The organism is Caballeronia sp. RCC_10, assembly GCF_041360715.1.
In the GTDB taxonomy this organism is placed as follows: domain Bacteria; phylum Pseudomonadota; class Gammaproteobacteria; order Burkholderiales; family Burkholderiaceae; genus Caballeronia; species Caballeronia grimmiae.
Window position 1 is genome coordinate 657,805 of record NZ_JBFUPT010000002.1, and the last position, 12,484, is coordinate 670,288.

Annotated in this window: 9 protein-coding genes and 2 pseudogenes; 5 read left to right on the plus strand and 6 right to left on the minus strand. The window is 61.6% G+C overall.

Features of this window, described 5'->3' with window-relative positions:
• Nucleotides 1-50 precede the first annotated feature (50 nt).
• From AB6804_RS07520 to AB6804_RS07540, 5 genes are all read right to left on the minus strand, one after another.
• A complete protein-coding gene (locus AB6804_RS07520; protein WP_370885925.1) occupies nt 51-1,385 on the minus strand; it encodes an MFS transporter in 1,335 nt (444 codons plus the stop codon).
• An 85-nt stretch (nt 1,386-1,470) separates the two neighbouring features.
• Entirely contained in the window at nt 1,471-2,199 is a 729-nt protein-coding gene (locus tag AB6804_RS07525; protein WP_370885926.1) for a ribonuclease activity regulator RraA, read from the minus strand.
• 44 nt (nt 2,200-2,243) lie between these two features.
• On the minus strand, nt 2,244-3,452 hold the full coding sequence (locus tag AB6804_RS07530; RefSeq protein WP_370885927.1) for a porin: 1,209 nt from the start codon (nt 3,450-3,452) through the stop codon (nt 2,244-2,246).
• Nucleotides 3,453-3,582: 130 nt separating this feature from the next.
• Nucleotides 3,583-4,254 (minus strand): FadR/GntR family transcriptional regulator, encoded by a 672-nt coding sequence (locus AB6804_RS07535; protein WP_370885928.1) that lies wholly within the window; start codon nt 4,252-4,254, stop codon nt 3,583-3,585.
• Nucleotides 4,255-4,388: 134 nt separating this feature from the next.
• On the minus strand, nt 4,389-5,306 hold the full coding sequence (locus AB6804_RS07540) for a LysR family transcriptional regulator (protein WP_370885929.1): 918 nt from the start codon (nt 5,304-5,306) through the stop codon (nt 4,389-4,391).
• A gap of 125 nt (nt 5,307-5,431) precedes the next feature.
• Here AB6804_RS07540 and AB6804_RS07545 point away from each other — a divergent pair, with 125 nt between their 5' ends.
• The gene (locus AB6804_RS07545; RefSeq protein ID WP_370885930.1) at nt 5,432-6,715 is read left to right on the plus strand and encodes an MFS transporter; all 1,284 of its coding nucleotides are present in this window, start codon (nt 5,432-5,434) and stop codon (nt 6,713-6,715) included.
• A gap of 46 nt (nt 6,716-6,761) precedes the next feature.
• Nucleotides 6,762-8,279, plus strand: a complete 1,518-nt coding sequence (locus AB6804_RS07550; protein WP_370885931.1) for a M81 family metallopeptidase — start codon at nt 6,762-6,764, stop codon at nt 8,277-8,279.
• Between the two features lie 234 nt (nt 8,280-8,513).
• Here AB6804_RS07550 and AB6804_RS07555 read toward each other — a convergent pair whose 3' ends face one another.
• Nucleotides 8,514-8,912: a nuclear transport factor 2 family protein gene (locus AB6804_RS07555; RefSeq protein WP_370885952.1), complete on the minus strand. Its 399-nt coding sequence runs from the start codon at nt 8,910-8,912 to the stop codon at nt 8,514-8,516.
• Nucleotides 8,913-8,990: 78 nt separating this feature from the next.
• Here AB6804_RS07555 and AB6804_RS07560 point away from each other — a divergent pair.
• The 3 genes and pseudogenes from AB6804_RS07560 to AB6804_RS07570 form a co-directional block, all read left to right on the plus strand.
• Nucleotides 8,991-9,618, plus strand: a pseudogene (locus AB6804_RS07560) (LysR family transcriptional regulator); the annotation flags it as partial.
• An 837-nt stretch (nt 9,619-10,455) separates the two neighbouring features.
• Nucleotides 10,456-12,168, plus strand: coding sequence for a methyl-accepting chemotaxis protein (locus AB6804_RS07565; protein WP_370885953.1), 1,713 nt, complete (start codon nt 10,456-10,458; stop codon nt 12,166-12,168).
• A 79-nt stretch (nt 12,169-12,247) separates the two neighbouring features.
• Nucleotides 12,248-12,406 (plus strand): annotated as a pseudogene (locus tag AB6804_RS07570) (chemotaxis protein CheW); the annotation flags it as partial.
• Between the last annotated feature and the right edge of the window lie 78 nt (nt 12,407-12,484).

The following is a 12,484-nucleotide window of genomic DNA, read 5'->3' on the forward strand; positions in this document are numbered from 1 at the left end:
GCGCGCAGACCGTTTGTATCCGCCTCGACAGGGCAGGCTTTTGAGCGAAATCAGCGCGTGGCCCCGACCGCATCGTTACCGCCGCGTCCCGCCAGACCGAGACGGAACCACACGACGAGCGCCCCGGCTCCGAGCAACATCAGGGTGAAGGCTGGCACGAGCATCGGTGCGGAGGTGCTGTGCATGGCCTTTCCGACCCACGGCATGATGTTTTGCGCCAGGAATCCGCCGACGCTCGAGCCCGCAGCAATGACCGCAAGCGCCGCGGCGCCGCCCGCGCCCTTCATGAACGATGCCGGCAAGAGCCGTGGCGGCAGCGCCCAGAAGCACGGGATCATCAGATACAGGCACGGCGCGCCTGCCGAGAGCGCCGCGAAACGCACCGCATTCGAGAACGGCCCGACGCTCGCGATGAAGCACAGAATGCCGAGGAACGCCGCACCGAACGCGGCCGTCAGCACAGTGCGAGGACTGCGCAAGCGGCGCGGCAGCCACAGCAGCATCAGTGATGTCAGGAACCACGGAATCATGTTGAGCATGCCGTTGACACTGCTCGATACGCCGAAGCCCCGGACAAGGGTAGGGAGCCAGTATGCGATACCGTAAATCGCAATCGAGATCGTGCCATAGCCGATCGAAAAGAGCGCCACGGTCAAGAGCGAGCCGAACGACCAGGCGCTGCCCGTCGCGTGAACCGGCGCCGGATCGTGGCGCAGACTGTCCTCGATGACCTCCTTCTCGCGCTCGGAGAGAAAGCGCGCCGAACGCGGATTGTCCGGCAGGAAGTACAAGGAGACGAAGGTCAGCAAGACGGCGGGCGTGCCCGTCGTGAGAAACACCCACTGCCAGCCTTCAAGGCCGAGCAAACCGTGCAGTTCGAGCGAGAAGCCGCCGATGAGCGAGCCGAGCATGTTGCCCATGCTGCTGCCAAGCGTGAGCAATCCGATGATGCCGGTTCGCTGGCGCTCCGGAAACCACATGCCGAGATAGAGAATAATGCCGGGATACAGTCCCGCTTCCGCTGCGCCTAACAAGAAGCGCAGCACCTGAAACGCGGTTTCGGACGGCGTCCACGCGAGCAGCAGCGTCGCCACGCCCCACGTGAACATGATGCGCGAGATCCAGCGGCGCGCGCCATACCGATGCATCGCCAGATTGCTCGGCACCTCGCACAACAGATAGCCGATGAAGAACAGCGACGAAGCGAAGCCATACGATGCCTCGCTCATATGCAGGCTCGTGAGCATCTGCAACTTGGCGAAGCCGATGTTCGCGCGGTCGATATAGGCGGTGAGAAAGATCGCGATGAGAAGCGGCACGAGCCGCCACGCCACGCGCGTGAAGAGTTGAGCTTCCACACTACGGTTTGTCACTAGGGTCTCCATGCCCGGCGGCTTTCTGCGCTCGCCGTGGCGCTTGACGTTATGGTGGCTGTGCGGCGCACTAAGCGCGCCGCGTCGCGATTCCGAATTACTTGCTGCCGTCTGCTTGCCACGCTGCAAATTCCGCTCGCGTCGACTCGTCGGGCGGATACAGGCCGAAGGTGGAACGGCCTTCGCGCACGCGCGCATCGACCCAATTCTCGAAAAGCGTCATCCTGGCCGCTTCCTCGGCAATTTCGTTCGCGAGGTGCGCCGGGATCACGACGACGCCTTCCTCATCGCCGACGATGATGTCGCCGGGATACACGGCGACATCGCCACACGCGATCGGCACGTTCAAATCCACAGCGTGGTGGTGTATCAGGTTCGTCGGCGCGGACGGACGAGCCGCATAGCAGGGGAAGTCGAGCGAGCGCAGATCCGGCGTGTCGCGAAATCCGCCGTCGGTTACGATTCCGGCGACGCCGCGCATCATCATTCGCGTGATGAGGATGCCGCCCGCCGAAGCGGCGCGCGGGTCCTTGCGGGAATCGACGACCATGACGTGACCGGGCGGAATTTCTTCGACGCCGCGCCGCTGCGGATGACTCCGATCGGTGAAGACGGACAGGGTGTCGAGGTCCTCGCGCGCCGGAATATAGCGCAGCGTGAACGCCTCGCCGACCATGCGCGCCGCCGCCGGATTGACGGGCAGCACGCCCTGGACGCAGACGTTGCACAGGCCACGCTTGAAGAGGGCGGTGGTCAGGGTCGCCGTGCTGACGCCACGAAGGCGCGCGCGGTTCTCTTCGGTGAGCGAAGTGATGGTGTTATTCACTGGAAGCATCCTGTTGAAGGCAAAGCCGGGTGTGTGGCGACTCGTTAGAACTTGTGGCGCACGGCGAAGCGAACGGCGGCCTGCTGATCCGACGACGACGGCGTGAGGCCGTTGAGCGCCGCGCGCGCAGCGTGGCCGGTCGAGTCGGTGCCCGAGGCGTGTTGCAAGACGCCGATCAGATAGAAGTCGGTCCGCTTGGAAACCGCGTAGTCGGCAGCGAGCGCGCCCTGGTGATACCTGGCGTCATGCGCGCCGCTGTTCTTCGTGTAGCTGTAGGCCGCGCCGAGCGACAGCGCCGGCGTCCACTGATACTGGAAGTCGAGTTCGGCGCTGTTGAAGGTCGCCGTGCCGCTGGCTCCCGCAGGGTTCAGGACGGATACGGTGCCACTCAGGTTCTTGAACCTGGTGTTGGAGTAGATGGCCCCGAGCGTCGCCCGGCCGATCGCGTAAGTCGCGCCAGCGCCGATGATTTGCTGGGACTGCGCCGACGCATAACCATTGATCACCGGCGAACTGCCGAAGTTGTTGCTCGCCGCCGTGGCCCCGACTGCCGTGCCGAAAAACGAAGCGTTCGGGTTGCGTGCGTTGAGATAGCCCGCGCCCACGTTGAGCGGACCGCTCGCGTAGCCCACGCCGATGGACCAGATCTGATTCGTGCCGACGCTGCCGGGAACGCCGCCAAAGCTATAAAGCCCTTCGGCCGAAAAACCGTTCAGGTTGACCGTGCGGTACTTGACCGCATTGTTCACGCGGTTCGCGTTGTTCAGATTGTCGAGGTCAGCCGGATGCGCGCCGATGCTTCCCGAGAACATGGCGCTCGGCATCAGCGCATGCACATAATCGACGACCGGGTCGTACTGGCGGCCAAGCGTGAAGGATCCGACGTTCGTCGAGAGTCCGACATAAGCCTGGCGGCCGAATTCCAGCGACCCTTGGCCCATCCGGCCGTTGTTCACGTCGAAACCGTTCTCCAGCACGAAGATCGCTTTCAAGCCACCGCCCATATCTTCCACGCCGCGCAGCCCCCAGCGGCTGCCGCTCAGGATGCCGCTAGACAAGCTGAACAGGTTGTGGCCGTTGCCGGGGCTCGTCTGCACGTTGCTCGTGTAGTTCACGCCTTCGTCGACGATGCCGTATAGCGTCAGGCTGCCTTGCGCGTTCGCCCCGCCCGCGGCCGTCAACGCGCACGCGGCGACGAGTCCGGCGAGCGGGAGGTGCTTGAGGCAGGTTCGGACTTGGGCTTGCTCTTTCACTGAATGTCTCCTGGTTGTGTTTGGTTCGTCTTGGGAACTGTCAGGCGCAGCATGTAGTAGTCGGAAAATCAGGTTGTCAGACAAAGTATTTAAAATCTTGCGGCGCTCATCGAACATGGGCGCCGCAACGTCAGTCGTTACTTGGCAGGTCGATGCCTTGACGCTTTGCCGCCGCGCGCAAATGACGCTCGGCGGAAACGGCGGCCTCGATGCAATCGCCGCGTTCAATGGCAGCGAAGAGCTCACCGTGCTCGCGCCAGGCGAAGTCGCCGGCGTGGTGCGCCGTCTTTTCCCATTGCGCGCGCCGCGCTATCGCGAGTTGGCTGTGAAGGAAATCGTGGAACGCGACGAAGTAATCGTTCTTGGTCGCCGCCGCGATGGCGCGATGAAAAGCGACGTCCGCCGCCGACGCCGCTTGCGAATCGTTGCGCTTCAGTTCCATCTGCCGAATCGCATCGCTCATATGCTTCAGGTCCGCGCGCGTCCGGCGCCGCGCGGCCGCGGTGGCGGCCTGCGTCTCTATCCACAGCCGAAACTCGAACAATTGCGGAAGATCGATGCGGTTACCGTCTGGGCTGGGAAGGCGAAAGACCGTGCCCGAAGGTGTGCCGGAGATGAACGAGCCGGCGCCCCGGCGCGCGGTCAGCACGCCATCGGACTTCAATTGAGCGATGGCTTCGCGGACAACCGAGCGGCTGACGTTGAGCCGCTCCGAGAGCTGCTGCTCGGTCGGCAAGCGGGATTCTGCGGGGAAGTTGCCCGCCTGAATCTCTGCGCGGATCGCTCCGACTACTCGCTGCACCAGGGAGTCAGGTCTTTCGAGTTCAAGCATTGCATCGGCGATTAATCAGGTTGTCGGACAATATCGCGTCGAACGCGCGGTGTCAACGCCGAAATCCCCGGCGAGGACGGCGATCAGTGGTTTGGATGAGCGCCTCAGGCGCTCGTCGCAAATACGCTCATCCGCTGCAGAATCCAGCTCAACAGTTCTTCCGCCGCGCCGGAGAGGGGCCGTCGCGCCTTCACCAGGATGCGAGCTTTCGCCGCCTCGAACAGCGGATGAAGGATGGGCAAAGCGACCAACTCGCCCGCATCGATCTCCCGGTACACGGAAAACGCACCGATCAACGTCGCGCCTTCGCCGCGGGTTACGAACTGACGCAGGACCTGCAGCGAGTTAGTGACGAGCGACGGTCTGACCTCGATATTTTCCGTGTAGGCGAGCATTTCGATGACCTGTCCGAGACCGAAGGCCGGCGGCATCAATGCGAGCGGATACCGCAACATCTCGGCGATGGTGACGGCGCCGCCGCGCTTTGCAAGCGGATGCGCCGCATTGACCAGCAATACGACCGGCTGCGATGACGTCGCCCGATACACGATGTCCGGATGCGCCGGCGGGTTGTACGCGAGCCCGATGTGCGCGCGGCTCTCGGCGACTTCCTCGAGCACGTCGTTGACGGGCAGGATATCGACGGCCACATCGAGCTTCGGATAGTGCATGTGGAAGTCGCTCAGCACTTCCTCCATCAGGCCGTCGATATAGCCTTCGCTGATCGCAAGCCGGATGTGCCCACGCTGCAGGCCGTGCAACGCCCGCAACCGGTCTTCGAGTTGTTCCTGCTGTGCCTGGCAGCCACGCCAGTACTCAAGCAGATGAGCCGCCGCCTCGGTCGGTTTCACGCCGCGTGCCTGTCGTTCGAACAGCGCCGCGCCGACTTCCTCCTCGAGCAAGCGGATTTGCCGCGTAATGACGGATGCCGCCGTGTTGAGGCTGTCCGCCGCCGCCCGGATGGAGCCTTGCGTAAGCACTTCGTGGAAGTACCGCAGCCTTCGTTGGTTCAGTTCGCGCATCTTGCGACTCGTTCTAGCGTTGCCCAGCAGGCAACGATAGCCGACTTCGGTTGCTCTTGCTCATCGCATTTTGGATGTCGAAGATAAATTCACCTCACGACCGAAACGTTCATCGGAGAACGCCCTTGTCCGCCATTCCCTCCACGCACGTCACCGAAGTGCACGCGGCGCTGTATCGCAAGCTCGACTGGCGGCTGCTTCCGTTCCTGCTGCTTTGCTACACATTCGCGTATCTCGACCGCGTCAATATCGGATTCGCCAAACTGCAGATGCAGAGCGATCTGGGTTTCTCCGACGCCGTTTATGGCCTCGGCGCGGGCATCTTCTTTCTCGGCTATGTGCTGTTCGAAGTTCCCAGCAATCTCTTGCTGCCGAAGGTCGGCGCACGCAAGACCATCAGCCGGATCATGATTCTTTGGGGTTTGACCTCGGCGGCGATGCTGCTCGTTCGCAACGAAACGACCTTCTATGCGATGCGCTTCCTGCTCGGCGTGTTCGAGGCCGGCTTCGCGCCCGGCATGATTTTCTATCTCACGTACTGGTACGGCCGCGCGCGCATGGGGCAGGTGATGGCGATCGTGATGCTCGCCGGGCCGATCGGCGGCGCCTTCGGTGGGCCGCTTTCGACGTGGATCATGACGTCGTTCTCCGGCGCCCACGGCCTCGATGGCTGGCAGTGGATGTTCCTCATCGAGGGCCTGCCGTGCGTGCTGTTCGGCGTACTCGCGCTTTTCGTGCTCGCGGACCGTCCCGCCGACGCGCGCTGGCTTTCCGACGATGAAAAGCGCCTGCTCGCGTCCGAACTCGATACTTCCGGCGGTCATCATTCGTTTGCGCAGGTGGCGCGCGATCCGCGTGTCTATCTGATGGCCGTGCCGTACTTCTGCTTCATCTGCGGCATCTATGCCGTGAGCTTCTGGCTCCCGTCCATCATCAAGGCAGCGGGCGTCAGGGACACGATGCAGGTCGGCCTGTATTCCGCGATTCCCTATGTTGCTGCGGCCATCGCGATGATCGTCATCGGGCGCAGTTCCGACCGGCGCGGCGAGCGGCGCTATCACAGTGCGGTTCCCGCTCTCGTCGGCTCGCTGGCGCTCGCGCTCGCCACCTTCTTCGGCGGCGATCTGGCGACATCGCTGACTTGCATGACCATCGCGACCGCAATGATGTGGTGCGCCTACACGGTGTTCTGGGCGATGCCTTCCGAGCATTTGAAGGGAGACGCCGCCTCGGGTGGAATCGCGCTCATCAACACCATCGGGCTGATCGGCGGCTTTCTTAGCCCGACGATCATCGGCTGGGCGCAAAGCGCGACCGGCAGCCTGCACGCCGGCTTGTACGTGATGGTTGCGCTGCTCGCCATCGGTGCACTCGTGCTGATCGCCATGCGTCCCGCGCGTGCGGCGTGACCATCGCCATTCATCGAACAGACCACGAAAACGAGAGGTTTCCATCTTGCCGAGTTCCAATCGCACCATTCTCATCGCCGGCTTCCAGCACGAAACGAATACGTTCGCGCCATCGAAAGCCGCCTATGAAAACTTCGAGCGCGGAGAAGGTTTTCCGCTGATGTGTCGCGGCGACGACGTGCTCGCGCTGCGCGAGGTCAACATTCCCGCCGGCGGATTCATTCGTGCGGCGCAAGCGTCGGGGCACACGCTCGTGCCGGTGATCTGGGCGGGCGCGAGTCCATCGGCGCACGTGACACGCGACGCCTTCGAGCGCATCGTGGGCGAAATCGTCGAGGCGGCGCGCACGCGTGAGTTCGATGCGGTGTATCTCGATCTGCACGGCGCGATGGTCGCGGAGCATGTCGACGACGGCGAAGGGGAGCTGCTCGCTCGTCTGCGCGAAGCGGTCGGGCGCGATGTGCCGATCGTCGCTTCGCTCGACTTGCACGCGAACGTCACGGAGCGCATGTTGCAAAACGCCGATGCACTCGTCGCATACCGCACGTATCCGCACGTCGATATGGCGGACACCGGTGCGCGCGCGGCTGCGCTGCTGGAACGGCTTTTGGCGGGCGAGACGCTGCATGGCGCGTCACGGCGGCTGCCGTTCCTAATTCCGATCAACGGCATGTGTACCTTGCTCGAGCCGTCGCGCGGCATGTACGACGCCGTGAGCGCGGCGGAGGCGGGCACGGTCGTATCCGCGTCGTTCGCGCCGGGTTTCCCGGCGGCGGATTTCGCCGAATGCGGTCCGGTGATCTGGGCTTACGCAGATTCGGCGCAGACCGCGCATGCTGCCGTCGACTCGCTGTATCGCCGCATGCTCGACGACGAGCGCGCCTGGTGCGTGCCGTTCCTCTCGCCCGACGAAGCCGTGCGCGAAGCGATGCGCCTGTCGAAGGGCGCGAGCCGTCCGGTCGTCATCGCCGATACGCAGGACAATCCCGGCGCGGGCGGCGATGCCAACACCATGGAGATGCTGCGCGCGTTGGTACGCAATGGCGCGACCGGCGCGGCCTTCGGGCTGATCTACGATCCCGAGGCGGCCGCTGCGGCGCATCGTGGGGGCGTCGGCGCGCGGTTGGAACTGTCGCTGGGCGGCCAGTCCAACGTGCCGGGCGATGCGCCGTTCACGGGTGAATTCGAGGTTATATCGCTCTCGGACGGACGTTGCCGCTACGACGGCCCGATGATGAACGGCATGCAGGCAGAGCTCGGCCCGGTGGCGTGTCTGCGTTTCGGCGGCGTGCTGATCGCGGTGAGTTCGGCCAAGGCGCAGATGCTCGATCGAAATCTGTATCGCGTCGCAGGCATCCAGCCCGAGGACATGAAGATTCTGGTCAACAAGAGCTCGGTGCATTTCCGTGCCGATTTCGAGCCGATCGCGGAGGCCGTTCTTGTCGCAAAGGCGCCCGGCCCAATGGTGGCTGACCCGGCGGACTTGCCTTGGACACGTCTTGCGCGAGGCATGCGGACGCGCCCGGGCGGCGAGGCGTTCGAGGTCGGCAGCGAAGTCATGTGAGCGAAAGCATTGGCCGGCGGCAGGCGTGGGAATGACCGCTGTTGCGTCGAGAAGCGGCGTCCAAGTCGTCGGGCGGTGAGGGGCGGCTTGAGGTCGGAAGTACGCACTGCCGACTGTCCGTTGCCGGGCCGCTGAATTCGAGTGACCGCTTTCGAACGATGCGTTCGGGAGCGGACTGACGCAGCCCGACCCGATCCAGCCACCGGGTCCCGTGATCGAGCGAAATCGATTCGGCTACGCGTATTTGTCACCTACCGTACTGCGAATCGGATGGGTATCGTAGACGATGGTCATCCGCTCGATTAGCCCGTTGTCGTCGAATTCGAAAACGTCAACGCACTCGAAACGCACCGCGGACCCATCCTTCAGTCCCCAATCATAGACAAAGTAACCGGTCGCACGTCGAGCCCCCGTCGTGCTGACGCAGATGTCGATAGGCGTTATTCTGCTTTCTCCAGACGCTGCGGTGACCTTCGCAAAGAATGGCGCAGGGCGCATCCAGCCGAGAAACGGCGAGAAGATTTGGGCGTCGGGCGTAAACAACGCGCAGATCGCCGCGACATCGCCGCGCTCCAGCTTCTCGAGATAGTTGCGAACCTGCCGTGTATATAGTGCTTCCGACGATGAGGCCATCTTCATTCTCCGATCATTCGGTGACAACTCGCGCGCCCGAGCGGACGTGCATCCGTCCAGCACGATATCGAAGCACCGATGATCGAACAATCGAAAAATTCGCAACCGGGTATGCAACGCATGCATATCCATTGGCCGACCTCACGCGCGCGTTGCCGTCGCTGACAGCGGTCCAGTCATTAGTCGCCGCAGCGCAACCGGCGCATCAGCAGAGCCGCTGACCATCTGTGTCGAACGCAGGGGGCGGTGAGCCGTCAGATCCAGCAACTGGAAGCGCACTACCGGTGTGCACTTTTCGTGCGCCATGCGTCGGGGCCGCTGACAGCGGAAGGAAGCGAACCGTCGACCGTGGCCGTAAGCGTACTCACGCAACTGGTTCAGCACGCAGACATGCACGCCAAGACAGCGTCTATTCGTCACCTGCGGTTGCCATCCACGTTCGCGATTCGCTGGATGCTCCCACGGCTGGTAGACATAAATAACGCGTTGCCTGAAACGGAACTGCGCATCTCCACGTCGGCGGACGACACACAAGATTTTCAGTATGCCTGACGTCGACGCCATCGTTGTTCGTGGAACCGGGCAGTGGGCGGGTACGGACGCGGTTTCGTTGTTTGCCGAGCAACTCACACCGATGTGCACAGCCGAAATGGCCGCATCACCTAGTTCGGCAACCACGTTAGCCATTGTCCAATATGGCCGGCCTCGCCCATTGGCAAACTGGGGAAACCGTCCAGCAAGGATGCGCAGATTTTGTAATGTCGCGACGCGAGAAGCCAAATTCAATTGTGTCTGGACCGTGGGACGGTAAAAAAACGCCGCCCTTTTGAGAGCGGCGTTGCCAACAGTCCTGACGACTTGACGAACCTGGAGAGTCCGAGTCGTATTTTCAGAGAGCTATTAGTTTCTGTTGATGCCTCGAATCATTATTTCTTATACCGCCGTTGGGAAGTATTACGTCTAGATTACTACCAGGCACCTCCGAACGCTGCATGCCGAGGCTCGACCGAGGTGTGCCGGAGCCGCAAACATGGGCCTGTGTAGGCGTCGGACTTGGCCTCTCGCCTTCGAGGCGTGTTGACGCTCCGGCTTACGATTCGCCGACACCGAGTCCACCATCCGTGCGTCATTAGCGTCGCATTTCTAGGGGACGGGTTCAGTATGTGAGACCACAGCCGTTATTGCTTCAGTGAAAGCAACGTATTAAAACCGCCCTGAAGATATCGGTGACGCCATCTAAACAGCAGACTGCTGTTGACGTCGTCGCGACGCGCGACCAGCGATACCGACTTTCTTTTTTTGACGCCGGGCTTTCGTCTTTCAGGGCATGCCCGGTTGAAGCCGGGGATTTGAAAATTACGGCGGTGGTCGGAAATGTACGTTCTAACGCGATGTCGAGATGGCCGGCATGGAGTAGTAAATAACCAAAAAGCTCCAGAGCGATTTACGTCAACCTGGGCTGACACCCAGCTTGAATCAAACGTTTGCGGTCGCAAACATTATCTGTAGCGTAATCAACGCGTCAACCGTATTAAGGCAAATGATGACTATTACAAAACGACTTTTTCTTGCTTTTGGATTGCTTATGGCGGCGCTGATCGTCACCGGCGCATCGGCTATCCTTCTGCTCTCGCGTTCTCAAGAACGATTTGAATACATCCAAGTCAATACCATTCCCAGTATTGCCGACATTGGCAAGACAATCGCTGAAACATCGAATCTGAGAGCCCTGCTTTATCAGTACGTGGTCGTGACCGACGAGTCCAAACGCTCTGATGGCGAAACGCGCATTAACGCCAGCCTGAACAAGCTTGGGGAACTCGTCGAGTACTACAACAAAAACGACATTACCGATGCAAAAGACCAGCAAATGAACGATCAGGTCAAGGCGGACATTGCGACGATCAGGGCGTCTCTGGCTGACTTTCTGCCTAAATCCCGGGAAAGTGTTCCCGGTGGCGCCGAGCTGCTTGTCGACGGAAAGGGCATTGGGGGCGCAGTCGATAAGATTGTGGCCGACCTGAATACCCAGATTAACTATAACGTTGAATTCGGTAACGGACTGCGCAAGGAAAACAAGGCCGCGTACGCAACGGCCCTGTGGGGCATGGCGATCGGCATTCTGGCCGTCGTACTTATTATCGGCGCGTTCGCGGTCCAGGTCGTGCAAGGCGTCCGGGCGAGCTTGAGCGGCATTCAGCGCACGTTGAGCGATGTCAGCAAATCTCTGAACCTCACGCGCACGGTCAGCGTGAACCGCATGGACGAAGTCGGTCAGACGGCAACCGCCTTCAACTCATTGCTGGCACGTGTTTCAGGCGTGCTTGCCACCGTGATCGGGTCCACGGAATCGGTCGGCACCGCAGCCAAGGAAATTGCGGCGGGTAACGTCGATCTTTCGGCGCGCACGGAAGAACAGGCGGCGTCGCTCGAAGAAACGGCGTCGAGCATGTCGCAATTGACGGTCACTGTGAAGCAGAATGCCGACAACGCACGCCACGCCAACACACTGGCCACGACGGCCACCGAAATTGCAGATGCGGGTCATGACGCGGTCCAGACCATGGTTGGTACGATGGGGCAGATCAGCACCAGCTCGGCGAAGATTTCGGAAATCACTGCATTGATCGAAGGCATTGCATTCCAGACCAATATTCTCGCGCTCAACGCAGCCGTTGAAGCGGCGCGCGCAGGCGAGCAGGGCCGCGGCTTCGCGGTCGTCGCGACCGAGGTCCGCACGCTGGCGCAGCGTTCGTCCACGGCGGCCAAGGAGATTAAAGACTTGATCGAATCGTCCGTCGGACTGGTTCAGGATGGTTCAAAGCAAGCCGCCGATATGGGCGTCACCATGGGGCAGGTCAAGCAGGCGATCAAGCAGGTTTCCGATATTGTCGGCGAGATCGCAGCGGCGTCGCATGAGCAAAGCCGTGGCATCGAGCAGGTCAATCAGGCCGTGCATCAAATGGATGAAGTCACGCAGCAGAACGCCGCGCTGGTCGAACAAGCGGCCGCCGCTGCACAATCGCTCGAAGAGCAGGCGGTGACGTTGAAAGATGCTGTGTCGGTGTTCACCGTGGCGGCTAACCAGGCGGCGGGAAAACAGATTGCAAGCGCTCAGCAAAAGCCGCGCGCCACGTTCCCTCGCGCAAAGCCAAGCACTGTTGCTTCGAACAAGCGGTCGGAACCGAACGCCATCGCGGCATCGAAAGAGCCGGCAACTGCCGAGACCGCTGACACAGCGTGGGAACAGTTCTAACACCAATACTGAGTGCTGCATATCCGATCGAAGGCGGTCGCTTCCGGGCCTTCTTCGGTCTTTTACCCGCCCAATTCCCATGAACACACGAACAAAAGATTCGACTTCCGGCACGCCGCAATTCCTTGCATTCGCACTGGGAGCCGAACAATACGCGGTAGGCATATTGAGTGTGCAGGAAATCCGCGGCTATGACGCCGTAACACGCATTGCGAACGCGCCAGAACACATCAAGGGTGGGCGGTTTCAAGGTTGAAGCGCAACAGCGAATTTAATGTTTAGAGCCATGAGGTTGAGCTGCGGAAGCGAGTGTGGC

What these genes read in the sequence shown, in the direction of transcription:
- AB6804_RS07520 (WP_370885925.1), bottom strand. Translation starts at nt 1,385, where the DNA reads ATGGAGACCCTAGTGACAAACCGTAGTGTGGAAGCTCAACTCTTCACG.
- AB6804_RS07540 (WP_370885929.1), bottom strand. Translation starts at nt 5,306, where the DNA reads ATGCGCGAACTGAACCAACGAAGGCTGCGGTACTTCCACGAAGTGCTT.
- AB6804_RS07555 (WP_370885952.1), bottom strand. Translation starts at nt 8,912, where the DNA reads ATGGCCTCATCGTCGGAAGCACTATATACACGGCAGGTTCGCAACTAT.
- AB6804_RS07565 (WP_370885953.1), top strand. Translation starts at nt 10,456, where the DNA reads ATGACTATTACAAAACGACTTTTTCTTGCTTTTGGATTGCTTATGGCG.